Raw genomic sequence first — 26,835 nt, forward strand, 5'->3', positions numbered from 1 at the left:
CGTTGATCGATTTCTCGGCGATGGCTGTCGCGTCGGAGAAAGACCCGGCGCGGTGGCGCCGTCCGTTCATCAAGTGGCTTGAAGGGATCGAGGCCGGATGGTCGATCCCGCTGCTGCTCGCCTTCTTTATCGCGATCTGGACCGCGTATCTCGTCATCGCCTATCTCGGCGCCGGACTGCATCCGGACGTGCTCGAGACCTGGACGCTCGGCCGTCATCTCGCTTGGGGGTACCCCAAGCATCCGCCGTTGATGGGCTGGATCGCGCGGGGATGGACGGCAGTCTTCCCGCTGATCGATTGGTCGTTGCAATTGATGGCGATGGTCAACGCAGCCGTGGCGCTGTGGGCGGTCGACCTGATCTCGCGCCGCTTCGTCCGCGGCGAGAAGCGGGTGATCGTGTTGCTGCTGGCGATGTTGCTGCCGGTCTATCAATTCCACGCCCAGCGCTTCAACGCCAACACGGTACTGCTGGCCGCATGGCCGCTGGCGACCTATTGCTTCCTGCGCGCATTCGAGGCGCCAAGGCAGCCCGGCTGGGCGATTGCGGCCGGTGCAGCCTGCGCATTCGCCATGCTCGGCAAATATTATTCGATCTTCCTGATCGCGAGCTTCGCGTTCGCTGCCGTGCTGCATCCGGGTCGCCGCCGCTATCTGCTGTCGGCCTCGCCCTGGATCTCGACGCTGACCGGAATACTCGTGCTCGGCCCGCATCTGCACTGGCTCGCCACGACCGGCGCGACCACGTTCGATTATGCGCTCGCGCACGCCGGCGCCGATCGTGTCGCCGCGCTGTGGGAAGTCTCGTACTTCATCATGGGGCTGATCGGGGCCAGCTCGATCGCGGCAATCACCTGGGTGTTCATCGCCGGCCGGCGGCTGGTGCGGCTGCCGGGGGATTTCAGGACGATGAGCCCCGGGCTCCGTTTGCTGCTGCTGGTCGCTATCGGGACCATCCTGTTTCCGGCGATCGTTTCGCTCGCGGTCGGCACCGACCTGCCTTCGCTCTGGGCGGTGCAGGGCCTGTTCCTGTTCATCGTCCTGATCGTGTGCACGACGAGCTATCCGATCGAGCACTTCTACACGGTCAACCTGACGGTCATGGTGGCAGGGATCGCCGTTCTCGCAGCCGTCGTCGGCGCCCCGCTTCATGCGCTCTACCGCAACATCCACGGTTATGGCGAAGGCCGCGGCTTCTATCACGCGGTCGCAGCGGAGCTGACCGCGCGATGGCACGATGCGGCCGGGACGCCGCTCGCCGCCGTCAGCGGCGACGACGCGCTCGCCTTCGCTGCGGCCTTCTACAGTCCGGATCATCCGTTCTATGCCCGGCCGTTTGCCTATCAGTACACCTGGGGCTTGCCGCGCAAGACCACGCTCGACCGCGGCTGGGCCGCGCTGTGCTTCGTCGACCAGCCGGATTGCCTGAGCTGGATGGCGCGTACCACGTTGCGCGCAACGGACGTCATTCGCTCTGAGTTCGATGCTCAGGCGACGTTGCTGGACAGACCGGGCCAGACCCGGCGGGTGGTGATGCTGATTGTGCCGCCATATCGCGAAGCACCCGCCGTACACCCCGATGTCGAGGATTTCAGCTCGAGCCGCCGCGTGTACGACTGATCAGAACGTTGCCGCCAGCGTCAGGCGGACGGCGAGCGGCTCGGCGGGATGCACATGACGGTCGACGACGCCGTCGATCGGTTCGCCGGGCAGCCGCGACATATAATAGTATTCGATCTGGTTGGTCTGGGCGTCGAAGAGATTGAGCACATCGAGCTGCAACCGCATCCCGTTGTCGAATTTGTAGCCGGCACGGGCGTTGACGATGAACGATGACAGCGAACGGACGCTGTCGTCCTCGATCAGCGGACGTGGGCCGAAATAGCGGGCGCGCAGGCTGCCGAACCAACCGGTGTCATGGCCGAAGCTGACGCCGCCGCTGGCGACCCAGCTGGGTGCGCCCGGAATGAAATTGCCGACCGGATCATCGTCGGTGAAGCGGGCGCGGGTATAGGCGAGGTCGAAATCGAGGCTCATCCACGGCAACAGTTTGTACTGGGTGGTCCACTCGACGCCGAGCCGCCGGCTCGGCCGGCTCGGCTCGGTGGTGCCGGCATCGCCGACGAACAGCAGCTCGGAATCGAAGTCGAGCACGAACACGGCAAGCGACGAGGTGAGACCGTCGATCGCCCGGGTGCGGATGCCGAGCTCGGCGCCTTTCGAGCGCACCAGTAACGGCACGCGATCGAGCGGCGTGACCTTGTCGTTGGGATCGACCGTGATGGTCGCGCCCCTGATATCATTGGAATGCAGCCCGAAGCCGGCATTGCCGTAGAACTCGGTCTTGGCCCACGGGCCGAGCACAATTCCTGCCTTCGGGCTCGTCATCGCCGCCTGCGCGTTGCCGGAATTCTGCGGCGTGTCACTCAGCACATGCCCGGCAAAATAATCCTCTCGGACGCCGACCGTGGTACGCAGCCAGTCGGTCCAGCGCGCCGTTGTATCGGCCCACAGCGCGAGGCTGCCTTCCTGCACCTGGTCGTTGCGCACGGTGGACAGGATCTCGCGCTGCGCCGTCTTGAACAGACCGACATTGATGTCGTCGTAGCGCGCCTGCACCCCGAACCGGGTCTGGGTCTCGATGCCGGCGATGCGGACATTGGCGGCGTGGCTGGCATCGAAGCCATAGACGGTGCGTCGGTCGATCTGGCTGAACTGATCGCCATTGACCGGGTCGTCGAGAAAATAGGTGAAGTCGTTGTAAAGCTGCAGCGACGAGCGGATCACATAGGCGTTGAGCTTGGTCTGCCCGTAGTCGCTCGACTGCGCCCAGCTGCCGGACAGGCTGAAGCGGCTCGAGGTGCCGCCATCGGTCGGATCGAGTGAGCCGTAACGGCCGATCAATCCCTGATCGATGGCGCGCTGTGCGACCTGGTCAGTCGAATTCCAGCCGTTGGAGTAGGCCATCGCAGTCAGCGAGAAGCCGTCGGTTGCGGTGCCCTGGCTGTAGCGCAGGACGCCGTTGAGCTTGCGGATATCGTCGGGCACGTCCCACGGGCCATCGTACTTGTTGGCCTCGAAGGCGGCGAGCAGCGTGCCGTCTCCGACCTTGGTCGAGCCTGCGGCCATCGCGCGCTGGTAGCCGAAGCTGCCGGCGGTCAGCTCCACGATGTTCTTCGAAAGCCGATCGAGATAATTGATGTCGACCGCGCCGGCGGACGCGAAGTCGCCCTTGTCGGCGTAGTACGGACCCTTGCGGACGTCGATCGACTGGATCAGCTCCGGGATCAGGAAGTTGATGTCGGCATAGCCCTGGCCGTGGCCATGGGTCGGCATGTTGACTGGCATGCCGTCGACGGTGATCGCGAGATCGGTGCCGTGGTCGAGGTTGAAGCCACGCAGAAAATACTGGTTGGCTTTGCCTTCGCCGGAATGCTGGGTGACGATCAGGCCTGGCACCACCTCCAGCACTTCGCCGACCCGCGAGACCGGCCGCGCATTCACTTCGTCGCCGCCGATCTGCCGCGCGCTGGCGGCGGTCGGTTGCAGGCTGGAAGACACCGTTGCGGATCCGCCGGTGATTCCATTGCTTGCAGAATTGGCCTGGCTCGGCTGCGCCGCGGCGGGCTTGCGGCCGCTCGCGGCGACATGACGCGGACGCTGCGACGGCTTGGCGCGCTTCGGCGGCGCCTGATCGGGCGGCGTCACCGTCACCGGTGGGAGTTGCCCGGGTGCCGCAGCAAGTGTCTGCGCCTCGGCGACCGGTGCGAATGCGGCAATGGATGCGGCGGCCGGAAATATCCGCCATGCAGTACGACGCAACGCCCATGCCCCCGCATGATACCTGTTACAGTCACGCGACGACCGCACCAGTCCAACCAATCCCGGCCAGCGAACGCTAGCAAGCACAGTATGATGTTACAAGAAAAATATCATACTGATGCTCAGCAACACGGATAGTCCATGCAACGCATCACCATCACCATCGAGGATGATCTGCTCGCGGAGATCGACGCCGCCGCCGAGGCGCGCGGCTATCAGAACCGCTCCGAGATCATCCGCGACCTCGCGCGCGCCGGTCTGCAGCAGAGCACGGAGGAAGCGCCGTCAGGCCAATGCGTCGCGGCGCTGGTCTATGTCTACGACCACGCCGCGCGCGATCTGTCGAAGCGGCTGGTGCAGAATTTCCACGGCCATCACAACCTGTCGCTGGCGACACTGCATGTCCATCTCGACGACGACAGCTGCATGGAGGTGACGGCGCTGAAAGGCCCGAGCGGCGAGGTTCGCCATCTCGCCGACCACATCATCGCTGAGCGCGGCGTGCGCTACGGCCGCGTCGTGATGATCCCGACCGTCCCAGACAAGAAGCCGCGCAAGCGGGGTCATGGGCACACGCATGATTGAGGCTGCATTGTTTCGTAGCCCGGATGAAGCGTAGCGCAATCCGGGATCTTGCGCCCGCGAACGAAGCGTCCCGGATTGCGCTTCGCTCCATCCGGGCTACGGGTCTCCTTACGCCGCCCTGGTGCCGCGCGGCAGGCCGGCGCGGGCGAGGCCGCCATAGAGCTGCTCGTTCGGCATCTCTGATTTCAGGATCGCGCGCACCTCGACCAGGCGATCGAGATCGATGCCGGTCGGAAATCCCTTGCTCTCGCACAGGAAGACGAGGTCTTCGAACACGACATTGCCGGTCGCGCCCGGCGCGAACGGGCAGCCGCCGAGGCCGCCAAGCGAGCCGTCGAGCACGCGGGCACCTTCATCGAGCGCAGCGGACGCGTTCGCGATGCCCATGCCGCGGGTGTCGTGCAAATGCACGCAGACCGGCCTGGAGCCGGCGATCTTCACCGCGCCGCGTGTCAATTCGCCGACCGCCTTCGGCCCGGCATAGCCGACGGTATCGGCGATCGCGACCATGTCGACCCCGACCTCGTAGAGCTCCTCGGTGAGGCGCAGCACCTCCTTCGGATCGACCGCGCCGACGATCGAGCAGCCCAGCCCCATCGAGATCGCGGCATTGACCAGCGGCTTGTGCGCAGATGCGTCACGCAGCTCGCAGAGGCGCTTGATGTTCTCGATCGCCGACTCGCGCGAGCGGTTGGCATTGGCCTGGCTATGCTCCTCCGTCGCCGACACTACCGAGGCGATCTCGGCGACGCCAGACGCCAGCGCCTCGTTGACGCCGCGCTCGTTCAGCGCCAGCGCGACGCCATGCGCGCCGGGCAGCGATGCGATTGTGGCGACGACGTCGCGGACATCGACGAATTGCGGGAAGGTTTTCGCCGGCAGGAACGAGCCGACTTCGAAATGCCGGACGCCGGCGGCATATTCGTCGCGCACCCAGCGCTGCTTCGCCTCGGTCGATGGGAACGTCTTCACCAGTTGCAGGCCGTCGCGCAGACCGACCTCGCGCAGGCTCACTCTGTCGTTGGGATAGATATCGTGGACACGGGTCATGTCAGCCTCACGCGGCGTTTCCGGTTGATGAGATCTTCCGTTGGGCGAGCTCGGCGCGCACCGCATCGGTATCGACGCCGAGCACCGGCACTGTCAGGCCTTCGCCGATATTGTGGCCGTTCCACTCAACCGGCAGCGCGGGGACGCGGAACGGCTTGCCGTCGGCGTTGACATTGTTGACCAGTCCGCCGGGCCGCAGCACATGCGGATCCCTGAGCAGATCCTCGGGCCGGTTGATCGGCGAGAAACAGATATTGAGCGCGTCGAGCCGCGCGGAAAGGTCGGCCACGTTCCAGCCTTTGATTACCTCGGCCACGCGCGGAAGGATCCGGTCGCGCGCCATGATGCGGTCGGTGGTGGAGCGCAGCGTCGGATCGTCGGCGAGCTCCGCCAGACCGAACTCGCGGCAGAAGTTCTGCCAATGGCCTTCGGTGACGACGCCGATGAAGATGCGGTCGCCGCCGGCGGCGTCGAAGATGTCGTAGATCGGCCAGGCATGCTCGCGCTCCGGCATCGAGCGCGGCTTGCGCCCGGTCATCTCGTACTCGACCATGTGCTGGGCGACCAGGAACAGGCAGTTCTCGAACAGACCGATGCGGATGTCGGCGCCGTTCCCGTTGCCGCCCCGCTTCTGGTAGAGCGCGGCAAGGATCGAGATCACCCCGAACATGCCGCCCATGATGTCGTTGGCGGAAGAGCCGACGCGCTGCGGCTTGTCGCGCGTGCCGGTCATCGTTGCGAGTCCCGACATCATCTGCACGACCTCGTCGAGCGCCGGGCGATGATCGTAAGGTCCGGAGAGAAAGCCCTTGTGGCCGGCGATGATCAGGTGCGGATATTTCGCACGCAACTCATCTGCGCCGAGCCCCTGCTTGTCGAGCTGGCCGTCGCGAAAATTCTCCAGAAACACGTCGGCGCCGGCGAGCAGCTGGTGCATCGTGTCGCGATCGTCCGCCTTGGCGAGATCGAGCACGACGCTGCGCTTGCCACGGTTGAACAGCGGGAAGAACGAGACGCCCATGCCGCCGAGCGAGCGGGTCTTGTCACCTGCGGGGGGTTCGACCTTGATCACCTCGGCGCCGAGCTGCGCCAGGATCATGCCGCAGGTCGGCCCCATCACCATGTGGGTCATCTCGACGACCCTCACGCCTTCCAGCGGCAGTCCGCTCCCGGTCATCGGTTTCTCCGTGCTCGTTGCGCTCGTTTTGAGTGGTTTGGCGCAGGTTAGGCTTCCGCACGCTATCTGAAAAATATAATCTGTCGAATAGTGCATTCGTCGTTCTAGAACGCTGAGCCAGCATGGATTCGCGCCAGCTTCGTTACTTCATCGCGGTCTACGAGCAGCGCAACCTGTCGCGGGCCGCAGATCAGGCCAATGTCGCGCAATCCGCGCTCAGCCACCACATCGCCAATCTGGAAGCGGAATTCGCCACGCCGCTGTTCGAGCGCAAGCCGCGCGGCATGGAACCGACCGCGGCGGGCGAGCGGCTCTATGAACATGCCCGCATCATCCTGCGCGCGATGGCGGCGGCCGAGCGCGAGATCAAGGACGGCGGCAGCGCGATCGCCGGCGACATCTCGATCGGCATGGCCAATTCGGCGATGAAGGCGATCGGCGTGCCGCTGATGCGGACCGTGCTGACGAAATATCCCAACCTGAAGCTGTCGCTGACCGAGAGCCTGTCGGGTGCGACGCTGCTGCATCTGATGAGCTCCGAGGTCGATCTCGCGCTGGTCTACAACCCGCCCTCGGAAAAGGACCTGATCGCCGAGCCCGTGCTGGAGGAGCAGATGTTCTGCGTCGGCACCGAGAAGCTGATCGGCAAGAAGGCACCAATCAGCTTCGAGGAGGTCGCGCAGCTGCCGCTGATCCTGTTGCGGCATGGGCTGTCGGCGCGTGCGCTGCTGGACGATCCGGTGCCGCTGAAGCGGCTGGAAGCCAACGCAATCATGCACCTCAATTCCACCAGCGGTATGATCGGCGCGTTGACCGCGGGCCTCGGCTGCACGATCGCGACGACGCATTTCGTCAAGGAGCCGTTGAAGGCCCGGCTGCTGGTCGCCCGCGAGGTGGTCGAACCGAAGCTGACCCGCACGCTTTATCTCTGCCGCTTGCGCAACCGCCCGATGACCTACGTCATGGAGGAAATGTGCCGGCTGATCCGCGCCCTGATCGCAGACCAGGTGGGCCGTGGCGACTGGGAGGCGACGCTTCTGATCTAGAATCGCGCGTGTCGGATAGCCCCATCGAAAATATCGAACGATCCCTTCGATATGTTCGTCTGGATTTCTGGCTCCCGGCTGCCAAACATGGCCGAACCGGTACGCCTTCCCAAGAAAGGCTGCCGCCAGCGCACCTGGGGAGGAGCGGAATGAGCGCCGTCGATGTCGGCTCTGCGATCGATCTTGCCACGACGACAAGCAGGCCCGACGAGATCTCGCGACGGCTCGAGGCGCTGCCTGCGTCCGGTTATGTCTGGCGGCTGGTGATCCTGCTCTCGCTCGGCGGCTGCTTTGAGATCTACGACCTGTTCTTCACAGGTTACATCGCGCCGGGCCTCGCCCGCAGCGGGCTGATGACCACGACGACGCAGGCCTTCTTCGGCTTTTCCGGGATCGGCGCCTTCGTCGCGGCGACCTTTGCCGGCCTGTTCATCGGCACCTTCTGCCTCGGCTTTCTCGCCGATCACTACGGGCGCAAGGCCGTCTTCACATATTCGCTGCTGTTCTACAGCGCGGCGTCGGTGATCATGGCGTGCCAGACCACACCGGGCGGCCTGCTGCTATGGCGCTTCATCGCCGGAATCGGGATCGGCATCGAGGTCATCACCATCGATGCCTACATCACCGAGCTGGTGCCGAGCTGGATGCGCGGCCGGGCGTTTGCGATCAACCAGGCGGTGATGCTGTCGGCAGTCCCGATCGTCGCCGCACTGTCGTGGTGGCTGGTGCCGCTCTCGCCCCACGGCATCGACGGCTGGCGCTGGGTGGTGCTGATCGGCGCCGCCGCCAGCATGATCATCTGGGTCCTGCGGCTCTACGTGCCGGAAAGCCCACTCTGGCTTGCCCGCCACGGCCGTGCAGCCGAGGCCGAAAAAATCATGCGGACCCTCGAGGCCGCATCAGGCACCACGACACCGCGACCTGCCTCAACGGCTACGACCATGCCGGCACGCGCGGCGATCGAAACCGGCTATGCCGACCTGTTCCGGCCGCCTTATGCTTCGCTCGTCGTGCTCTTCATGATCTTCAACCTGTGCCAGGCGTTCGGCGTCTACGGCTTCTCCAACTGGGTTCCGGCGCTGCTGGTCGAGAAGGGCATCAACGTCACCAAGAGCCTGCAATATTCCTTCATCATCGCGGTCGCCTATCCGCTGGCGCCGCTGCTGGCCGCAACCTTCGCCGACCGCCTCGAACGCAAATGGATCATTTGCGGCGCGGCCGCAGCGATCTCGGTGTTCGGCCTCGCCTTCGCGCAGCTCACCGAACCGGTGCTGCTGATTGCGAGCGGCGTGCTGGTGACCGGCGCCAACATGACGCTGTCCTACGCCTATCATGCCTACCAGACCGAGGTGTTCCCGACCGCGATCCGGGCCCGCGCGGCGGGCCTCGTCTATTCGATGAGCCGGCTCAGCGCGACCTTCTCCGGCTTCATCGTGGCGTTCATGTTGAAGGAGGCCGGCGTCATCGGGGTGTTCGGCCTGATCACCGCCGCGATGGTGATCGTGATCATTGCCATTGGTGTCTGGGGACCCCACGTCCGCGGCAAGCCGCTCGACGCCTAGAACCTTTCGGCACTTGCCGAAGCCATAATGGGTGGCTACCTCTCGCACGTCCACTTGCCAGAGGTAACCCGGTCGTGTTCGACGCCGCCGTCAAGGCGCTTTCGCAAATCCTGTCGCCGCCGATGCGCAGCATCCTGTGGCGCTCGATCGGGCTTGCGCTGGTGCTGATCACCGTGCTGGCAATCGGATTGCAGCGGCTGCTGAGCTGGCTTGCCGATGCCGGCGAGGTCTGGGCAGAAGGCATGCTCGGCCCCAATTTCCATTCCACGCTGCATGTGCTGTCCTGGATCATCTCGATCTCGGCCGGCCTCGGCGTCGTGCTCGGTGGCATCTTCCTGATGCCCGCGATCACCTCGCTGGTGGCCAGCCTGTTCGTCGACGATGTCGCCGACCATGTCGAGCGCGAGCATTATCCGGCCGACCATCCCGGCGTGGCGCTGCCGGTCACGCTCGCGACCATCGAGGGTATCAAGACGGCGCTGCTGACCATCCTGGTCTATCTGGTCGCCCTGCCGTTCGTGCTGTTCGCGGGCGCGGGCTTCATCATCTTCTTCATCGCGACCGCGTGGCTGCTCGGCCGCGAATATTTCGAGCTCGTGGCGATGCGGTTCCGCTCGCCTGATGACGCCAAGGCGATGCGCAAGGAGAATGCGGCGACCGTGTTCACCGCCGGCCTGTTCATCGCGGCCTTCGTCTCGATCCCGATCGTCAATCTGGCGACGCCATTGTTCGGCATGGCCTTCATGGTGCACATGTACAAGCGGCTGTCAGGCCCGCGCCGCGAATTGATCGAGCCGGACCGGCGTCAGGGAATCTCGATGCGGTGATCGGCGCGGTGAGGTCGACTCCAGACCGATCCTGCGCATCACATTCTTCACGAAGCCAGGCGGCACATGCGCGCGTGATCAAAGGCGGCCAGGAGCCGTCAATGCTCAGACGGTCTTCTCCGGCCACCGGCAGAGATCATTGATCAGACATACTTCGCAGCGCGGCCCGCGGGCGAGGCAGGTATAACGGCCATGCAGGATCAGCCAGTGATGGGCGTGCAGCATGAACTCGGTCGGGATCACCTTCTCCAACCCGAGCTCGACCTCGAGCGGCGTCTTGCCGGGCGCCAGACCGGTGCGGTTGCCGACGCGAAAGACATGGGTGTCGACCGCCATCGTGCGCTCACCGAACGCCATGTTGAGCACGACATTCGCGGTCTTGCGGCCGGCACCGGGCAATGATTCGATTTCGGCGCGGGTGCGCGGCACCTCGCTGCCGAATTCGGCAATCAGCTTTTCGGACAGCGCGATGACATTCCTGGCCTTGTTGCGATAGAGCCCGATGGTCTTGATGTAGTCGCGCAGCCTGTCTTCGCCGAGCTCAACCATCTTCTCCGGCGTGTCGGCGACCTCAAACAGCGGCCGGGTTGCCTTGTTGACGCCGGCATCGGTCGCCTGCGCCGACAGCACCACCGCAACCAGCAGCGTGTAGGGGTTGAGATGTTCGAGCTCGCCCTTCGGCTCCGGATTGGCTTTGCGGAACCGGTCGAAGACCTCGTAGACCTCCTCCGCCGTCCATGGCTTTGGCTTGGCGACCTTCCTGGCGGCCTTGGTCGCCGGCTTCTTTGCCGCGCGTTTGGACAGCGGCTTTGCCGCTTTCGCGGCCTTCTTCTTGGGCGCGGACCGAACGCTTGGCGTGCTGACGCGTTGTGAGCGGATGATTTTGGCCATGAACGGGATATACTGATACGTCATGACCGCAGGCAACGACTTTGATCCGGGCGATGACCTCGGGACCAATGACCTCGAGGCGGATGCGCTTGAGGGGGAGCCCAAGCTGTTCTCGGCGCTGCTGACGCCGCACCGCTCGCTGAACCGCACCGGCTTCATCGTGCTGATGTCGCTCGTCACCGTGATCAGCTTCATCGCCGGTGTGGTGTTCTGGTGGCTCGGCGCCTGGCCGATCTTCGGTTTCTTCGGCCTCGACGTGCTGGTGATCTACTGGGCGTTCAAGGTCAATTTTCGTACCGCCAAGGCGAGCGAGGAGATCACCGTGACGCCGTCGGAACTGAGGATCCGCCGGGTCAGCCACCGCGGCCATGTCGCGGAATGGGTGCTCAATCCGCTCTGGGTCCGGTTCGAGCAGATCGCGCATGAGGAGTTCGGCATCGAGCGGCTTTACCTGGTGTCCCGGGGCCGCCGGGTCAGCGTCGGCAGTTTCTTGAGCCCAGACGAAAAGGCGAGCTTTTCCAAAGCCTTGACTGCCGCATTGAATACCGCGAAACGCGGGCCCACCTACAATCCAATTGCTTGATCGAGCTCATTTTTGAGCATGATCTTGCCGGAAAACCGGTCCCACTCCTCCGGATCGTGCTTGTCGGAAATCGGGTGGTTTGGACGCGCCATGGCTCCTAAATCAGACACCATGATGACACTCGCGATACATGACCAGCGCCTGGCCAAGCCGGGCTTTCAGAGCGCCGCCCTGCGCGACTACGACTCGGTGCGGCGCGCCATCGCGTTCATCTCGGAGCATTGGCGCACGCAGCCGACCATCGAAGCGATGGCCGATGCCGCCGCCGTCACGCCGGATGAACTGCACCATCTGTTCCGCCGCTGGGCCGGGCTGACGCCGAAGGCTTTCATGCAGGCGCTGACGCTCGATCACGCCAAGAACCTGTTGCGCGATTCCGCCAGCGTGCTCGACGCGGCACTCGACTCCGGTCTCTCGGGCCCGGGACGGCTGCACGATCTGTTCGTCACCCACGAGGCGATGTCGCCGGGCGAATGGAAGACCGGCGGCGGCGGCATGACCCTGCGCTACGGCTTCCACCCGTCGCCGTTCGGCACCGCGATCGTGATCGCAACCGATCGCGGACTCGCGGGACTGGCCTTCGCCGATTCCGGCGGCGAGCAGACCGCGTTCGCCGACATGAAGCGGCGCTGGCCGAACGCGACTTATGTCGAGGACACCGACGGCACCACCGCATTGGCCCAGCGCGTGTTCGACACGAAGCTGTGGCGGGCGGACCAGCCGCTGCGCGTCGTGCTGATCGGCACCGACTTCGAGGTGCGGGTCTGGGAGACGCTGCTCAAGATCCCGATGGGCCGCGCGGTGAGCTATTCCGACATTGCTTGCAAGATCAGCAATCCAAAGGCCTCGCGCGCCGTCGGCGCCGCGGTCGGCCGCAACCCGGTGTCGTTTGTGGTGCCCTGCCATCGCGCACTCGGCAAGAGCGGTGCGCTGACTGGCTATCACTGGGGCGTCACCCGCAAGCAGGCGATGCTCGGCTGGGAAGCCGGCCAGGTCGGATTGCATTAATGCGGACCCGCTCTTTCACCGTCACCTTGAAGAGCGCGCTCTTGCGCGCGTCTCGAAGGGTCGACGGCCACGAGCGGGGCCGATTCATCCGTCGAGACGCGCTTCGCGCTCCTCAGGATGACGGATCACACGATGCCTACCCCGCCAGATCGACCTTCGATGCAACGGTCGAATCGGCGTTGAGCCGATAGACCACCGGCGCGCCGGTCGCGAGCTCGCGCTTGAGGATCTGCTCCGGGGTCAGCTTCTCCAGCACCATGATCAGCGCGCGCAGCGAATTGCCGTGGGCGGCGATCAGGGTGCGCTGGCCGCGCAGCACACCGGGCAGGATCTCCTGGACGTAATAGGGCAGCGTGCGCGCCAGCGTGTCCTTCAGGCTTTCGCCGCCGGGCGGCGGCACGTCGTAGGAACGGCGCCAGATCAGGACCTGATCCTCGCCCCACTTCTTGCGGGCGTCGTCCTTGTTGAGGCCGGAGAGATCGCCGTAATCGCGTTCGTTGAGCGCGAGATTCTTCGTCGTCGGCAGTCCGGTCTGGCCGATCTGCTCCAGCATCAGCTTCAGCGTGTGCTGCGCGCGGGTGAGATCGGAGGTGAAGGCGACATCGAACGACAGGCCCTGCGCCTTCAGCTTGCGGCCGGCGTCGTTGGCCTCGGCGATGCCCTGCTCGGTGAGATCGGGGTCCTTCCATCCGGTGAACAGATTCTTCAGATTCCATTCACTCTGGCCGTGACGAACGAGCACAAGAAGACGATCACTCATTTCAGATTCCGTTTTCGCTTGGCTGGATTTGATCTCGTCGAGCGGTCTCAGTCGCTCAGGCCGAGGACATCGGACATCGAATACATGGCGGGCTTCTTGCCATGCGCCCACAGCGCCGCCTTCAGCGCACCCTGCGCGAACAGCGCGCGATCCTCGGCATGGTGTGACAGCGTGATGCGCTCCGAGGGCCCGGCGAAGATCACGCTGTGATCGCCGGCCGCGGTGCCGCCGCGCAACGAGGCAAAGCCGATATCGCCCGCACGCCGCGCGCCGGTCAGGCCATCGCGGCCGCGCGCCGAATGCTGATCGAGCGCGATCTTGCGGCCGGCGGCGGCGGCTTCGCCGAGCATCAGGGCCGTGCCCGACGGCGCGTCGATCTTGGATTTGTGATGCAGTTCGAGAATTTCGATGTCAAAGCTCTGGTCGAGCGACTGCGCGACGCGCTTGACCAGCGCGGCGAGCAGATTGACGCCGAGGCTCATATTGCCCGACTTCACCACGATGGCGCGATCGGTGACGCTGCGGATCACGGCATCGTCGGACGGCGACAGGCCGGTGGTACCGATGACATGGACAAGGCCGCGCTCGGCCGCGATCGCGACATTGGCGATGGTCGCGGCCGGCACGGTGAAATCCAGGATGCCGTCGGCGGCCGCCGACATCGACCACAGGTCGGCCGACAGCTTGACGTCGTTGGCGGGCAGGCCGGCGAGCATCCCGGCATCCTTGCCGAGCAGCTCCGAGCCCGGCGCTTCCAGGGCGCCGACCAGCACCGCCCCCGGGGTTTCGGAAATCACCCGCGTCAGCGTACGGCCCATTCGACCGCCAGCTCCCGCAACAATCAAACGCATGTCAGCCATGGCTCACCTCTCCAGGCGATATAGCGAGCCAGGGCTGTTCCGGCAACCGAACCGGCTGGCCCCGATCAGGGCTGCGGGCCGTCATAGCCCTCGATGATGATGAGGTCGGCAACCGAATGCGGCTGCCGCACCTTGATGTTGGCCTGGTATTCCGGCGAATTGTAGCAGGCCATCGCGGTCGCATAGTCGGGGAATTCGATCACGACGTTGCGCGAGCGGCTCTGGCCCTCGACGCAATTGAGCTGGCCGCCGCGCACCACGTAGCGGCCGCCGAACTTCTTGAAGATCGCAAGGTTGGCGATCGCGTAGGGCTTGTAGCCCTCGTCATTGTGAACGTCGACACGTCCGATCCAGTATCCCTTGGCCATCTCTGTTCTCCCTTGTTGTTGGTTCAGGCGAGCGCCTGGGCGATCTCGCCGTGAATGGCTTCGGCGGCCGCCTTCGGATCGGCGGCTTCCATCACCGGACGGCCGACCACCAGATAGTCGGCACCGGCGGCAATGGCGCGGGCCGGCGTCATGATGCGCTTCTGGTCGCCGGTCGCCGAGCCCGCCGGGCGGATGCCCGGGGTTACCAGATTCATCTGCGCGCCGACGATCTTTCGCAGCGCGGCGGCTTCCTCGGGCGAGCTGACGAGGCCGTCGACGCCGAGTGCCTGGGCCTGCCTGGCGCGCGCCTCGACCAGCTCGGAGACACTGAGGCGATAGCCTGCGGCATGAAGGTCTGCGTCGTCGTAGGAGGTCAGCACCGTCACCGCGAGGATTTTCAGGCTGGAGCCGGCACGGGCCTCGACCGCGGCCTTCATGGTCTGCGGATAGGCATGCACGGTGAGGAAGGTTGCGCCGAGACCGGCGACGCTTTCGACGCCGCGCGCGACCGTGTTGCCGATGTCGTGCATCTTCAGGTCAAGGAAGACCTTCTTGCCGCTGCCGGTAAGCTGCTTTGCGAGCGTAAGGCCGCCGGCGTAACCGAGCTGATAGCCGATCTTGTAGAAGGTGACGCTGTCGCCGAGCCTGTCGATCATCGTCTCGGCCGCAGCGACCGACGGCAAATCGAGCGCCGCAATCAACCGGTCTCTGGGTGCGATCTTGGCTGGCTGCATGTCACCTCACATCATGCGTTGAGAATGGTCGATCAGCTGCCGCACCAGCGCGCGCATCGCGTCGATATCGCCCTGGTGCTTCAGACGATCCATATCGTCATAGGCCTGCTCGGCGAATGACAGCGCGAGCTGGTTCGGGATCACGGTGGCGTGGCACGCCGACAGGATCAGGCGCAGCGCCGCCAATGCGCGCGTGCCGCCGAGCCGGTTGCCGGATGCGGCTGCGATCGCGAAGGCCCGGCCGTGGAACACCTGGCCGCGGGCTTCCTGCGGATCCTGCACGCGGCTGACCCAGTCGATGGTGTTCTTCACCAGCGCCGGCACCGAGGAATTATATTCGGGCGTCACGATCAGCACGCCATGATGGGCGCCGATCATCCGCTTCAGATTGACGGCATGCTGCGGCACGCCCGATTTGACCTGCAGGTCGCCGTCATAGATCGGCAACGGAAAATCGCCGAGCGAGATGCGACTGACGTCGGCGCCCAGCTGCGCCAATTCATGCGCCAGCACAGCCGCCAGCTTCGCATTGAGCGAGCCTGATCGCAGCGATCCCGGGATCACGAGGATTTTCAGCGCGGACATTTCGAAATCGCAGGTGGAAGGTGCACCCGGCGCGACGGCGCCGGCGAGCATTTTCCTTGAAAATGCTCTTAGCTAAGATTCTACGCGTATTCCATGCGCAAAACCGGTACCCACTTTTGCGGACTACGCGTCAGCCCTTGCGATACACCCAGACCCGCGCGGGCGGAAGGTTCATCCAGATCCGCTCGGAGGCCTCCGTGGATACGCCCGGCAGTGACTTCGGAATCGGGGGCGCCACCGAATAGGTGAACTGGACGAAGGGCGCGCCGGGCGCGAGCGCGAGGAAGGCGTCACGGATCAGCTTCAGGCGGGTCAGCATCGGCTTGGTGACCAGCGGCAGGCCGGAGACCACGGCAGAGGCCGGAGACTTCATCACGTCCCACAGCGTATCGCGCAGCCTGTAGGCGTCACCCTGGACCACCTTGGCCTGCGGATAGCGTTCGCGCAGCAGCGCGCAGAAGCCGGGATTGTATTCGACCAGCACGAGTCGCTTCTGGTCAACGCCGTGCTCGATCAGCGCGTTGGTGATCGCACCGGTGCCGGGTCCAAGCTCGACAACCGGCCCTTCCGCATCAGCATCGACATATTGCGCCATGGTGCGCGCAAGCAGCCGGCCGGACGGCATCACCGCGCCCATGTGCAGCGGCTTCTCGATCCATGAACGGAGAAAACGAACCTCGTCGTCGAGACGGAGGGGCTTCTTCGACGCACGCACGGACGATTGCAAAGGCATGTCGCTACCAGGCGGGGACCGCACAATCGAGCGGTTGTCAGAAAACAGTCATAAACACGTATAGATCGAAGCCGTTACGGTCAAGCAGAACGACTGCGGCTAGGCGGAGCGGCTTCCGAAGAAGTCCTTGACCTTAGAGAAGAAACCCGCAGCCTCCGGCTGGGTTGCGCCGGACGACAGTTTTTCGAACTCCATCAGCAATTCCTGCTGCTTCTTGGTCAGATTCTGCGGGGTTTCGACCACGACCTGGACATACATGTCACCGGTCTGGCGCGAGCGCAGCACCGGCATGCCTTTTGATGCAATGCGGAATCGTCGGCTCGACTGGGTGCCAGCCGGCACCTTCACCTTGGTCTTGCCCTTGTCGATGGTCGGCACCTCGAATTCGCCGCCGAGCGCTGCGGTCACCATCGAGATCGGCACGCGGCAGTGCAGGTCGGCGCCATCACGTTGGAAGAACTGGTGCGTGGTCAGCGACAGGAAGATGTAGAGGTCGCCGGGCGGTCCGCCGCGGACGCCGGCTTCGCCTTCGCCGGCGAGACGGATGCGGGTGCCGTCTTCGACTCCCGGTGGAATGTTGACCGACAGCGTGCGCTCGCGCGTCACCCGGCCGGAGCCGGCGCAGGACGCGCAGGCGTCCTCGATCATCTGGCCGCGGCCCTGACAGCCGGGGCAGGTCCGCTCCAGCGTGAAGAAGCCCTGGGCCTGCCGGATCCGGCCGGCGCCGCCGCAATGCGAGCAGGTCTTCGGCTTGGTGCCGGCCTTGGCGCCGGTGCCCGAGCAGGATTCGCAGGTGACCGAGACCGGGATCTCGATCTGCGCGGTCTTGCCCTGGAAGGCCTCCTCGAGCGTGATCTCCATGTTGTAGCGCAGATCGGCGCCGCGTTCGCGGCCGCCGCTGCGGCGCTGCCCGGCCATGCCGAACAGATCCTCGAAGATGTCGGAGAAGGATGAAGCGAAGCCGGCGCCGAAGCCGGGGCCGCCGCCACCCATGCCCTGTTCGAAGGCGGCGTGGCCGAAGCGGTCATAGGCGGCGCGCTTGTCGCCGTCCTTCAGCACCTCGTAGGCTTCGTTGATTTCCTTGAACCGGACCTCGCTGGTGGCGTCGCCAGGATTCCTGTCCGGATGCCACTTCATTGCGAGCTTGCGGAAAGCCGATTTCAGCTTGGTCTCGTCCGCGTTCCGATCGACCTCGAGAGTCTCGTAGTAGCAGCGCTTGGTCGACATCCTTCAATTCCGTCCGAAGTTCGTGGCCATCGCCCAGGACCAGGTCTGCAAGAACTGCGCCTGCAAGGATTGCGGCTGTCTCGAAGATGCAGCGATCGCCTTAAAGAAAAATGACCCCCACTCCTCCGAGACGCCTGGCGTGCTCATTGGTGTGAGGGTCATGATCGCAAATCCGCTTAGGCAGACTTCTTGCTGTTCTTGTCGTCGTCGACCTCGGTGAACTCCGCGTCGACAACGTCATCCTTGGCAGCGTCCTTGGCCGCATCGGCCTCGGCCTGCTGCTTGTACATGGCTTCGCCGAGCTTCATCGAAGCCTGCGCCAAGGTGTTGGTCTTGGCCTTGATCGCCTCGGCGTCATCGCCCTTCAGCGCTTCCTTGAGATCGCTGACGGCGTCCTCGATCGCCCGACGATCGGTGTCCGGGATCTTCGAGCCGTGTTCGGCCAGAGCCTTCTCGGTCGAATGAACCAGGCCGTCGGCATGGTTCTTGGCGTCGACGGCTTCGCGGCGCTTCTTGTCCTCGGCCGCGTTGGCCTCGGCGTCCTTGACCATCTTGTCGATGTCGGCTTCGGACAGACCGCCGGATGCCTGGATCCGGATCTGCTGTTCCTTGCCGGTCGCCTTGTCCTTGGCCGAGACGTTGACGATGCCGTTGGCGTCGATGTCGAAGGTCACCTCGATCTGCGGCATGCCGCGCGGAGCCGGCGGAATGCCCATCAGGTCGAACTGGCCGAGCATCTTGTTGTCGGCCGCCATCTCGCGCTCGCCCTGGAAGACCCGGATGGTGACGGCGCCCTGATTGTCTTCGGCGGTCGAGAACACCTGGCTCTTCTTGGTCGGGATCGTGGTGTTGCGGTCGATGATGCGGGTGAACACGCCGCCCAGCGTCTCGATGCCCAGCGACAGCGGGGTCACGTCGAGCAGCAGCACGTCCTTGACGTCGCCCTGCAGCACGCCTGCCTGGATCGCAGCACCGATCGCGACGACTTCGTCGGGATTGACGCCCTTGTGCGGCTCCTTGCCGAAGAACTGCTTCACGACTTCCTGGATCTTCGGCATGCGGGTCATGCCGCCGACCAGCACCACTTCGCCGATCTCACCGGCGGTCAGGCCGGCATCCTTCAGCGCCTTGCGGCACGGCTCGATGGTTTTCTCGACGAGGTCGGCCACCAGCGCCTCGAACTTGGCGCGGGTCAGCTTCATCGTCAGATGCTTCGGACCGGTCTGGTCCGCCGTGATGAACGGCAGGTTGATTTCGGTCTGCGTGGTCGACGACAGCTCGATCTTGGCCTTCTCCGCAGCTTCCTTCAGGCGCTGCAAAGCGAGCTTGTCGTTGCGCAGGTTGATGCCCTGCTCCTTCTGGAACTCGTCGGCGAGATAGCCGACCAGGCGCATGTCGAAATCTTCACCGCCGAGGAAGGTGTCGCCGTTGGTCGACTTCACCTCGAACACGCCGTCGCCGATCTCGAGGATCGAGACGTCGAAGGTGCCGCCGCCGAGGTCGTACACGGCGATCGTGCCGGACTTCGACTTGTCGAGACCGTAGGCGAGCGCGGCTGCGGTCGGCTCGTTGATGATGCGCAGCACTTCGAGGCCGGCGATCTTGCCGGCATCCTTGGTGGCCTGACGCTGCGCGTCGTTGAAATAAGCGGGAACCGTGATGACGGCCTGATCGACCTTCTGGCCGAGATGCGCCTCAGCGGTCTCCTTCATCTTCTGCAGGATGAAGGCCGAGACCTGCGAGGGCGAATAGGTCTTGCCATCGGCTTCGACCCAGGCGTCGCCGTTCGATGCCTTGACGATCTTGTAGGGGACGAGCTTCTTGTCCTTCTCGACCATCGGGTCGTCGTAGCGGCGGCCGATCAGGCGCTTCACCGCGAAGAACGTACGCTCGGGATTGGTCACCGCCTGGCGCTTCGCCGGCTGGCCGACGAGGCGCTCGCCATCGTCAGTGAAAGCAACGATCGACGGCGTCGTTCGCATGCCCTCGGCATTCTCGATCACCTTGGCGTTCTTGCCATCCATTACGGCGACGCACGAATTCGTGGTGCCGAGGTCGATCCCAATGACCTTACCCATGGTTTTGATATCCTCTTTGCTACGGCAGGTTGGTTGGGCCCTGACGGCGCTCCGTACCGAACCCCCAGACGTTCACATACTCGCGATATTGCGACGGTGAGCCTGATATAGGAGAGAGGGTCCTGCCCGCAAGGACTGGACGCAACGTTGAAGCCTGAAAAGACTGACGTTTGAAAGATTGTGTCAGCCCGGCTGCGGCGGCGGTTCAAGGCCCGAGGCAACCGCCGGCCAAGTTAACAAATCGGCAATGATGCCCCCGCCATCGGCCGCGAATCTCCGTAACGCGACGTCTGCGCTGTTGAGTGAACGCTCACAAACGTCGTATGCGAGAGCCGCGCACGGGTCGAGGGCGCGCCGTTTGGCCGCTGGCCTCCATTCTTGGAAACGTCGGGAAACTGGAAAGTGCCTGCCGATCAGGGCGAAAAGCCCATGGAATCGGGCCTGCGGGCCCGGAGCGGAGATTTGGTGGCCTGTTGCAGGGTCATCAAAACCGCTAAAAGCGGTCCGACTGAAAGAGGCCATCCAGCCCTGCACCGGCCCCGTTGCGCGGCCCTCAAGCAAAACCGGTAGATTCCCCATGACGCCTTTTCGAGTTCTCGTTGCGGTTGCCTTGCTGATTGCCGCCACCTGTCGTGGCTCTGCCGCCGACGTGGTGTTTCCGCCGGGCGCACATGTCGGGATGAAACCACTGGTGGGCCTCGTCCGCGCCAAGTCGTTCATCGGCTTCGAGACCGAAGACCAGGGCGTCAAGGTCCTGATCGCCGACCTGCCCGCGGACGCCTACAACGAGGTCGTGACCGCTTTCAAGACCAACCCCGCCGGCACCGGAAACATCAAGCCCGAAAGCCTCGAGACGCCGGCCGGCCTCGCCTATTACACCGTGGAGAGCGCGCGCGACGGCGCCAGCAATGTGCGGCGCTATTCCATGATCCTGCCGGGGCCGACCTTCTCCGGCTATGTCGCGGTGCAGGTGCCGGAGAATGCGAGCAAGATCTACACCGACGACGCGGTGCGGCAGATGTTCGCCACCGCCCAGATCCGCAATGAGGTGCCGGTCGACGAGCAGCTCGGCATGATGCCGTTCAAGGTCAGCGAACTCTCAGGTTTCAAGAATGTCCGCATGTTGGCGCCGGGCGCGGCGCTATTGATCGCCGACGGCGACGAGAAGGGTCTCGAGACCAAGCCGTTCATGCTGCTCGGCATCATCGGCTCGGCCCCGGCCACGCCAGACGATCGCGGCCGTTTCGCCCAGCAGATCGCCACCACGATCCCCGGCGTGCGCGACGGGCGGATCACCATGTCCGAGCCGATCCGGATCGACGGCCAGCCCGGCTTCGAGACCCGGATCGACGCCGTCAGCGGCAAGGACAACACCCCGGTGACCATCGTGCAGTGGCTGCGGTTCGGCGCGCAAACGTCGATGCGCGTCATCGGCAGCTCGCCGCGCACCGACTGGGAGACCGCCTTCCCGCGCTTCCGCGCGGTGCGCGACGGCATCCAGCCGCGCGGCTGATCCGGTCTTCGCGAAGATTCGGACTTCCGCAGGTCGCCGAACGGAACTAGCCTCCTCGCGCTGTAATCACACAAAGCGAGGAGGGGCACGATGTTGGATCGACGACGGATCGTTGCAGGCCTTGGCGCGATGGCGCTCGCGAGCCTGGTTCCCAAGAGCCTCTGGGCGGCTGCGATCAAGCCCGACGACGGCTCTGCACTGCTCGTGATCGACGTCCAGAACTGCTTCCTGCCCGGCGGCAGCCTCGCGGTGAAGGACGGCGAGCAGGTGGTGCCGGTCATCAACAGGATCGCCAAGAGCTTTGCCAATGTGGTGATGACGCAGGACTGGCACACGCCCGGACACGTCTCGTTTGCCTCGGTCCATGAAGGCAAGAAACCGTTCGAGGTCATCGACCTCGCCTATGGCAAGCAGGTGCTGTGGCCCGACCACTGCGTGCAGGGCACCGACGGCGCCTCGCTGTCGAAGGAGCTCGCGATCCCGCAGGCCGAGCTGATCATCCGCAAGGGCTTTCACAAGGACGTCGACAGCTACTCCGCCTTCACCGAGGCTGACGGCAAGACCACAACGGGGCTCGCCGCCTATCTGAAGGCACGCAACGTCGAGCGGCTCTTCGTGGCCGGGCTTGCCACCGATTTCTGCGTGGCATGGACCGCGCTCGATGCGCGCAAGGCCGGCTTCGAAACCTACGTGGTGGAGGACGCCTGCCGCGGCATCGACACGCAGGGATCGCTGGCCAAGGCCTGGGACGACATGGCCAAGGCCGGCGTCAAGCGCATCCAGTCGTCGGATATCGCGTAAGGCGCAGAAGTCCTGCGGCTCAGACCGTGATGTCGGCGCTCGGGGCGGGCTTGGCACCGCCCTTGGAGACGCCGACCAGCGCCGGACGCAGGATGCGCTCGCCGATCATGTAGCCGGCCTGCACGACCTGCACCACGGTGCCCGACGGCACCGACGCATCAGGCACCTCGAACATCGCCTGCTGGAAGTTCGGATCGAACTTCTCGCCGATCGGATCGAACTTCTTCACGCCGTTCTTTTCCAGCGCGTTGAGCAGCGAACGCTCGGTCAGCTCGACGCCTTCGAGCAGTGCCTTCAGGCCGGGATCGGCGGTTTCCTTGGTCTCGGCCGGCACCGCATCGAGCGCGCGCTGCAGATTGTCGGCGATATCGAGCACATCGCGGGCAAAGCCAGTGATGCCATAGGTCTTGGCGTCGGCCACCTCGCGTCGCGTGCGCTGCCGGAGATTCTCCATCTCGGCCAGCGTGCGCAGCGTGCGATCCTTCGCCTCGGCGAGTTCCTTGGCCAGCGCCTCCGCCGACCCGACCTCGGGATCGTCCGGCATGATGTAGGGCTTCGAGACCACGGGCTCACCCGTCGGCGCCGAATTCTCGGTGTTGTCGTTGGCCCGGTTCGGATCGGTCATGGCGTGCCTTCTCGAAAACTCGCGTCGGTTCAAATCTTGGGGATTGCTGCCCGGGATATCGTGCTTTAGGCGGCGAAAATCAAGCGCAACATACCGGTTTCGGGAACAGGGACTTCCGACCTCGGCGAACAAAACCCGTCAAATGAAAGCGAAATCCGCTTCGATCAGCCGCCCAGCATCTTGCTGACGATGCGCGCCGCGTAATCGACGGTCGGGATCACCCGCGCATAGTTCAGCCGCGTCGGCCCGATCACGCCGAGCACGCCGACGATCCGGCCCTGGGCATCGCCATAGGGCGCGATGATGGTCGAGGAACCTGACAGCGAGAATAGCTTGTTCTCCGAGCCGATGAAGATCCGCACGCCCTCGCCGCGCTCGGCGCGTCCGAGCAGATCGATCACGCCGCGCTTGGTTTCGAGATCGTCGAACAGCGACTTGATGCGCTCGAGATCGTCCAACGCATGCAGATCCTCGAGCAGATTGGCATGACCGCGCACGATCAGCTGACGGTCCTCGCTCTCGCCGCCGGACCAGCTTGCGATGCCGGCCGCGACCACCTTTTGCGTGAGCTGATCGAGCTCGGCGCGGTTCTGCGTCAATGCGGTCTCGAGCTCGAGCCGCGCCTCAGCCAGCGTGCGGCCGCGGATCCGCGCATTGAGGAAATTGGTCGCCTCCGTCAGTGCCGAGGATGGAACACCCGGCGGCAGCGCCAGCACCCGGTTCTCGACCTGGCCGTCTTCGCCGACCAGCACGACCAGCGCCTTCTCCGGTTCCAGCCGGACGAATTCGATGTGCTTCAGGCGCGCATTCGACTTCTGCGTCAGTACCACGGCGGCGGCACGGGTCAGCCCCGACAGCCGCGTCAGCGCTTCGCCAAGCGCGGCCTCGACGGACTGCGCCCGGCCGACCGCGGCCAGCTGGGTCTGGATCGATTGGCGCTCGGCCTCGGTGAGGTCGCCGACCTGCATCAGGGCGTCGACGAAGAAACGCAGGCCGAGTTCGGTCGGCAACCGGCCCGCCGAGGTGTGCGGCGCATAGATCAGGCCGAGCTGCTCGAGATCCGACATCACATTGCGGACCGAGGCCGGCGACAGCGGTAACGCGATCAGGCGCGAGATGTTGCGCGAGCCGACCGGCTCGCCGGTCGCGAGGTAGCTTTCGACGATTTGACGAAAAATGTCGCGCGAACGCTCGTTGAGCTGGGCAAGCCCGGCATGCGGCGCGATCAGGCCGATCGGATCGTGGTGAGTCACACTCCAGTCCCTCACAATTGCTGCCTAATTTGTCGATCCCGAGGGCCGGTGACAAGCATGCAATCGGCCCTCTCGTACCGGACCCTTTTGGGGCCGAAACCCCTGCCAAAACCCTTGCCGCTGCCCCTTCCCCCTCCTACAAGCAGCGCAGCCATTTCTCTCGGATTTTTGGAGGATTTCATGCGGCCAAGCCGCCGTGCGCCCGATGAACTGCGTCCCGTGTCGCTGGAACGCGGCGTCGTCAAATATGCCGAGGGTTCCTGCATGGTGAAGTTCGGCGACACCCATGTGCTGGTGACCGCCACTCTGGAAGAGCGCTTGCCGCCGTGGTTGAAGGGCCAGGGCCGTGGCTGGGTCACCGCCGAATACGGCATGCTGCCGCGCGCCACCCTGGAACGCACCCGCCGCGAGGCCTCCGCCGGCAAGCAGGGCGGCCGCACCGTCGAGATCCAGCGGCTGATCGGCCGCTCGCTGCGCGCCGCCATCGATCTCGAGGCGCTGGGCGAGCGCCAGATCACGGTCGATTGCGACGTCATCCAGGCCGATGGCGGCACCCGCACCGCCTCGATCACCGGTGCCTGGGTGGCACTGGCCGACTGCATCAACTGGATGAAGACCCGTAACATGCTGAAGAGCAACGTGTTGCGCGACAATGTGGCGGCGATCTCCTGCGGCATCTACCAAGGCACGCCGGTGCTCGATCTCGACTATGCCGAGGATTCCGAGGCCGAAACCGACGCCAATTTCGTCATGACCGGCGACGGTCGCATCATCGAGGTGCAGGGCACCGCGGAGAAGACGCCGTTCACCCAGGACGAATTCCTGGCCCTGATGGCGCTGGCGCGCAAAGGTGTCGCGCGTCTGGTCGACTTGCAAAAGATCGCGGTGGCGTAGTCAGATTGGCCATGCATCGCCGAATCACCGGAAGGCTCGTGATCGCCACCCATAATCCCGGCAAGCTTGCCGAGATGCGGGAATTGCTGGCACCGCACGGCGTGGAGGCGGTGTCGGCCGGCGAGCTCGGCCTCGCCGAGCCCGAGGAGACCGGCGACAGTTTTCGCGCCAATGCCGCGATCAAGTCGATCGCGGCGGCCAAGGCGACCGGACTGCCGGCCTTCGCCGACGATTCCGGCCTCGTGGTCGATGCGCTCGATGGCGCGCCCGGGATCTACTCGGCGCGCTGGGCCGGCGAGGGCAAGGACTTCATGGCGGCGATGACGCGGATCGAGCGGCTGTTGCAGGAGCGCGGCGCCACCGCGCCCGCGCGCCGAAGAGCGCATTTCGTCTCCGCACTGTGCGTGGCCTGGCCGGACAATCACCTCGAAGAGGTCGAGGCCCGCGTCGATGGAACTCTGGTTTGGCCGCCGCGCGGCACCGCCGGCTTCGGCTATGATCCGGCATTCCTGCCGGACGGCTACACGCGAACCTTTGGCGAGATGACCAGCATCGAGAAGCACGGCCTGCCGCCGCTCGGGCTCGGCCTGTCGCACCGCGCCCGCGCCTTCGTGAAGCTCGCGGAGATCTGCCTTGAGCCACGCTGACCGAGAAGCCTTCGGCGTCTACGTGCACTGGCCGTTCTGCCTGTCGAAATGCCCGTATTGCGATTTCAACAGCCATGTGCGGCATGCGCCGGTCGACGAGGCGCGCTTCGTGCGCGCCTTCGCCCGCGAGATCGAGACCACGGCCGCGCGGGTGCCGGGACGCGAGGTCAGCTCGATCTTCCTCGGCGGTGGCACGCCGTCGTTGATGCAGCCGCAGACGGTCGGTGCCGTGCTCGATGCGATCGGCAAGCACTGGCAGGTCTCGCGCGACGTCGAGGTCACGCTGGAGGCCAATCCGACCAGCGTCGAGGCGACGCGCTTTCGCGGCTATCGCACAGCCGGCGTCAACCGCGTCTCGCTCGGCGTGCAGGCGCTGGATGATGCGTCGCTCAAAGCATTGGGCCGCCTGCACAGCGCGCGCGAAGCGCTCGACGCGGTTGCGATCGCGCGCTCCGCATTCGACCGCTATTCGTTCGATCTGATCTATGCCCGCCCCGACCAGACGCCGCGGATGTGGGCCGACGAATTGAAGCAGGCGATCTCGGAAGCGGCCGAGCATCTGTCGCTGTATCAGCTCACCATCGAGGAAGGCACGCCGTTCTTCGGGCTGCATGCCGCCGGCAAATTGCAGACCCCGGATGAAGCGACCGCGCGCGCGCTCTACGACGTGACGCAGGAGGTCTGCGCCCGCGAGGGATTGCCGGCCTACGAAATCTCCAACCACGCCCGCACCGGGGCGGAGTGCAAGCACAACCTCGTCTACTGGCGCGGCGAGGAATATGCCGGCATCGGCCCCGGCGCGCATGGCCGGCTCGACATCGATGGCATCAGGCACGCGACCGCGACCGAGCGGCGTCCCGAGGCCTGGCTATTGAATGTCGAGGAGCGCGGGCATGGCGTCGTCAGCGACGACAGCCTCAACAGCGAAGAACGCGCCGACGAATTCCTGCTGATGGGGCTGCGGCTCGCCGAGGGCATCGATCCCAAACGCTATGCGCAACTCTCCGGCCGAAAGCTCGATCCGCACCGGATCGCCCTGCTGCGCGAGGAGGGCGCGATCGCCGTCGATGCCGACGGACGGCTGCGCGTGACGAAGGCGGGATTCCCGGTGCTCGACGCCGTTGTGGCGGATCTCGCCGCCTAAATATCGAAAACAACCCCATGCAAAGGAGCTGGCGGGCGCTTCAAGGCGATTTCAGGCCAGTGC

At 64.9% G+C, this 26,835-nt stretch carries 27 protein-coding genes; 12 read left to right on the forward strand and 15 right to left on the reverse strand.

Features of this window, described 5'->3' with window-relative positions:
• Nucleotides 1-20: 20 nt before the first annotated feature.
• Nucleotides 21-1,619, forward strand: coding sequence for a glycosyltransferase family 39 protein (locus ACVW17_RS07535; RefSeq protein WP_456751303.1), 1,599 nt, complete (start codon nucleotides 21-23; stop codon nucleotides 1,617-1,619).
• Here the strand turns inward: ACVW17_RS07535 and ACVW17_RS07540 are convergent, their stop codons facing one another.
• Nucleotides 1,620-3,821, reverse strand: a complete 2,202-nt coding sequence (locus tag ACVW17_RS07540) for a TonB-dependent receptor domain-containing protein (protein WP_456751304.1) — start codon at nucleotides 3,819-3,821, stop codon at nucleotides 1,620-1,622.
• A 141-nt stretch (nucleotides 3,822-3,962) separates the two neighbouring features.
• Between ACVW17_RS07540 and nikR the strand changes: the two genes are divergently transcribed.
• The gene (gene nikR / locus ACVW17_RS07545) at nucleotides 3,963-4,406 is read left to right on the forward strand and encodes a nickel-responsive transcriptional regulator NikR (RefSeq protein ID WP_456751305.1); all 444 of its coding nucleotides are present in this window, start codon (nucleotides 3,963-3,965) and stop codon (nucleotides 4,404-4,406) included.
• A gap of 108 nt (nucleotides 4,407-4,514) precedes the next feature.
• Here nikR and ACVW17_RS07550 read toward each other — a convergent pair whose 3' ends face one another.
• Both ACVW17_RS07550 and ACVW17_RS07555 read right to left on the reverse strand, forming a co-directional pair.
• Complete coding sequence (locus ACVW17_RS07550) at nucleotides 4,515-5,456, reverse strand: hydroxymethylglutaryl-CoA lyase (protein ID WP_456751306.1); 942 nt, start codon at nucleotides 5,454-5,456, stop codon at nucleotides 4,515-4,517.
• A gap of 7 nt (nucleotides 5,457-5,463) precedes the next feature.
• Nucleotides 5,464-6,633 carry a CaiB/BaiF CoA transferase family protein gene (locus ACVW17_RS07555; protein WP_456751307.1) on the reverse strand — a complete coding sequence of 390 codons (1,170 nt, stop codon included), beginning with the start codon at nucleotides 6,631-6,633 and terminating at the stop codon, nucleotides 5,464-5,466.
• A gap of 122 nt (nucleotides 6,634-6,755) precedes the next feature.
• Between ACVW17_RS07555 and ACVW17_RS07560 the strand changes: the two genes are divergently transcribed.
• The 3 genes from ACVW17_RS07560 (at nucleotide 6,756) to ACVW17_RS07570 (ending at nucleotide 10,068) form a co-directional block, all read left to right on the forward strand.
• The gene (locus ACVW17_RS07560; RefSeq protein ID WP_456751308.1) at nucleotides 6,756-7,679 is read left to right on the forward strand and encodes a LysR family transcriptional regulator; all 924 of its coding nucleotides are present in this window, start codon (nucleotides 6,756-6,758) and stop codon (nucleotides 7,677-7,679) included.
• A gap of 149 nt (nucleotides 7,680-7,828) precedes the next feature.
• Nucleotides 7,829-9,241, forward strand: coding sequence for an MFS transporter (locus ACVW17_RS07565; RefSeq protein WP_456796991.1), 1,413 nt, complete (start codon nucleotides 7,829-7,831; stop codon nucleotides 9,239-9,241).
• A gap of 74 nt (nucleotides 9,242-9,315) precedes the next feature.
• Nucleotides 9,316-10,068, forward strand: a complete 753-nt coding sequence (locus tag ACVW17_RS07570) for a sulfate transporter family protein (RefSeq protein ID WP_456751310.1) — start codon at nucleotides 9,316-9,318, stop codon at nucleotides 10,066-10,068.
• A 105-nt stretch (nucleotides 10,069-10,173) separates the two neighbouring features.
• On the opposite strand, the gene nth is transcribed toward ACVW17_RS07570, so the two are convergent.
• Entirely contained in the window at nucleotides 10,174-10,959 is a 786-nt protein-coding gene (gene nth / locus ACVW17_RS07575; RefSeq protein ID WP_456751311.1) for an endonuclease III, read from the reverse strand.
• A 22-nt stretch (nucleotides 10,960-10,981) separates the two neighbouring features.
• Between nth and ACVW17_RS07580 the strand changes: the two genes are divergently transcribed.
• Nucleotides 10,982-11,542, forward strand: coding sequence for a DUF2244 domain-containing protein (locus tag ACVW17_RS07580; RefSeq protein ID WP_456751312.1), 561 nt, complete (start codon nucleotides 10,982-10,984; stop codon nucleotides 11,540-11,542).
• Here the strand turns inward: ACVW17_RS07580 and ACVW17_RS07585 are convergent.
• Nucleotides 11,524-11,655 (reverse strand): hypothetical protein, encoded by a 132-nt coding sequence (locus ACVW17_RS07585; RefSeq protein ID WP_456756605.1) that lies wholly within the window; start codon nucleotides 11,653-11,655, stop codon nucleotides 11,524-11,526. The two genes, ACVW17_RS07580 and ACVW17_RS07585, sit on opposite strands and share 19 nt — an antisense overlap.
• On the opposite strand from ACVW17_RS07585, the gene ACVW17_RS07590 reads away from it, so the two are divergent.
• The gene (locus tag ACVW17_RS07590) at nucleotides 11,654-12,550 is read left to right on the forward strand and encodes a methylated-DNA--[protein]-cysteine S-methyltransferase (protein ID WP_456756366.1); all 897 of its coding nucleotides are present in this window, start codon (nucleotides 11,654-11,656) and stop codon (nucleotides 12,548-12,550) included. The two genes, ACVW17_RS07585 and ACVW17_RS07590, sit on opposite strands and share 2 nt — an antisense overlap.
• A 136-nt stretch (nucleotides 12,551-12,686) precedes the next feature.
• Here ACVW17_RS07590 and ACVW17_RS07595 read toward each other — a convergent pair whose 3' ends face one another.
• The 8 genes from ACVW17_RS07595 to dnaK form a co-directional block, all read right to left on the reverse strand.
• Nucleotides 12,687-13,310 carry a 2,3-bisphosphoglycerate-dependent phosphoglycerate mutase gene (locus ACVW17_RS07595; RefSeq protein WP_456751313.1) on the reverse strand — a complete coding sequence of 208 codons (624 nt, stop codon included), beginning with the start codon at nucleotides 13,308-13,310 and terminating at the stop codon, nucleotides 12,687-12,689.
• 47 nt (nucleotides 13,311-13,357) lie between these two features.
• Entirely contained in the window at nucleotides 13,358-14,170 is an 813-nt protein-coding gene (gene dapB / locus ACVW17_RS07600) for a 4-hydroxy-tetrahydrodipicolinate reductase (RefSeq protein WP_456751314.1), read from the reverse strand.
• A gap of 65 nt (nucleotides 14,171-14,235) precedes the next feature.
• Entirely contained in the window at nucleotides 14,236-14,538 is a 303-nt protein-coding gene (locus tag ACVW17_RS07605) for a DUF1330 domain-containing protein (RefSeq protein ID WP_456751315.1), read from the reverse strand.
• Between the two features lie 23 nt (nucleotides 14,539-14,561).
• Entirely contained in the window at nucleotides 14,562-15,272 is a 711-nt protein-coding gene (gene pyrF / locus ACVW17_RS07610) for an orotidine-5'-phosphate decarboxylase (protein ID WP_456751316.1), read from the reverse strand.
• Between the two features lie 6 nt (nucleotides 15,273-15,278).
• Nucleotides 15,279-15,857 carry an NADPH-dependent FMN reductase gene (locus ACVW17_RS07615; protein WP_456751317.1) on the reverse strand — a complete coding sequence of 193 codons (579 nt, stop codon included), beginning with the start codon at nucleotides 15,855-15,857 and terminating at the stop codon, nucleotides 15,279-15,281.
• Nucleotides 15,858-15,987: 130 nt separating this feature from the next.
• Nucleotides 15,988-16,590 carry a class I SAM-dependent methyltransferase gene (locus ACVW17_RS07620; protein ID WP_021078192.1) on the reverse strand — a complete coding sequence of 201 codons (603 nt, stop codon included), beginning with the start codon at nucleotides 16,588-16,590 and terminating at the stop codon, nucleotides 15,988-15,990.
• A gap of 99 nt (nucleotides 16,591-16,689) precedes the next feature.
• Nucleotides 16,690-17,817, reverse strand: a complete 1,128-nt coding sequence (gene dnaJ, locus ACVW17_RS07625; protein ID WP_456751318.1) for a molecular chaperone DnaJ — start codon at nucleotides 17,815-17,817, stop codon at nucleotides 16,690-16,692.
• A 176-nt stretch (nucleotides 17,818-17,993) separates the two neighbouring features.
• Nucleotides 17,994-19,895: a molecular chaperone DnaK gene (gene dnaK / locus ACVW17_RS07630; protein ID WP_456751319.1), complete on the reverse strand. Its 1,902-nt coding sequence runs from the start codon at nucleotides 19,893-19,895 to the stop codon at nucleotides 17,994-17,996.
• 577 nt (nucleotides 19,896-20,472) lie between these two features.
• Between dnaK and ACVW17_RS07635 the strand changes: the two genes are divergently transcribed.
• Nucleotides 20,473-21,408: a hypothetical protein gene (locus ACVW17_RS07635; protein ID WP_456751320.1), complete on the forward strand. Its 936-nt coding sequence runs from the start codon at nucleotides 20,473-20,475 to the stop codon at nucleotides 21,406-21,408.
• 90 nt (nucleotides 21,409-21,498) lie between these two features.
• A complete protein-coding gene (gene pncA, locus ACVW17_RS07640) occupies nucleotides 21,499-22,209 on the forward strand; it encodes a bifunctional nicotinamidase/pyrazinamidase (RefSeq protein ID WP_456751321.1) in 711 nt (236 codons plus the stop codon).
• Nucleotides 22,210-22,228: 19 nt separating this feature from the next.
• Here the strand turns inward: pncA and grpE are convergent, their stop codons facing one another.
• A complete protein-coding gene (gene grpE, locus ACVW17_RS07645; RefSeq protein ID WP_456751322.1) occupies nucleotides 22,229-22,834 on the reverse strand; it encodes a nucleotide exchange factor GrpE in 606 nt (201 codons plus the stop codon).
• Between the two features lie 164 nt (nucleotides 22,835-22,998).
• Nucleotides 22,999-24,087 (reverse strand): heat-inducible transcriptional repressor HrcA, encoded by a 1,089-nt coding sequence (gene hrcA, locus ACVW17_RS07650; RefSeq protein WP_021078184.1) that lies wholly within the window; start codon nucleotides 24,085-24,087, stop codon nucleotides 22,999-23,001.
• Between the two features lie 180 nt (nucleotides 24,088-24,267).
• Between hrcA and rph the strand changes: the two genes are divergently transcribed.
• Genes rph through hemW form a run of 3 tightly spaced genes read left to right on the forward strand, consistent with a single transcriptional unit; the run spans nucleotide 24,268 to nucleotide 26,772 of the window.
• Nucleotides 24,268-24,981 carry a ribonuclease PH gene (rph, locus tag ACVW17_RS07655; protein WP_456751323.1) on the forward strand — a complete coding sequence of 238 codons (714 nt, stop codon included), beginning with the start codon at nucleotides 24,268-24,270 and terminating at the stop codon, nucleotides 24,979-24,981.
• 11 nt (nucleotides 24,982-24,992) lie between these two features.
• A complete protein-coding gene (gene rdgB / locus ACVW17_RS07660) occupies nucleotides 24,993-25,628 on the forward strand; it encodes an RdgB/HAM1 family non-canonical purine NTP pyrophosphatase (RefSeq protein ID WP_456751324.1) in 636 nt (211 codons plus the stop codon).
• Nucleotides 25,615-26,772, forward strand: a complete 1,158-nt coding sequence (gene hemW / locus ACVW17_RS07665; protein ID WP_456751325.1) for a radical SAM family heme chaperone HemW — start codon at nucleotides 25,615-25,617, stop codon at nucleotides 26,770-26,772. The genes rdgB and hemW overlap by 14 nt, the downstream gene beginning before the upstream one ends.
• Nucleotides 26,773-26,835: the final 63 nt, after the last annotated feature.

This window comes from Bradyrhizobium sp. USDA 4473 (assembly GCF_054063335.1).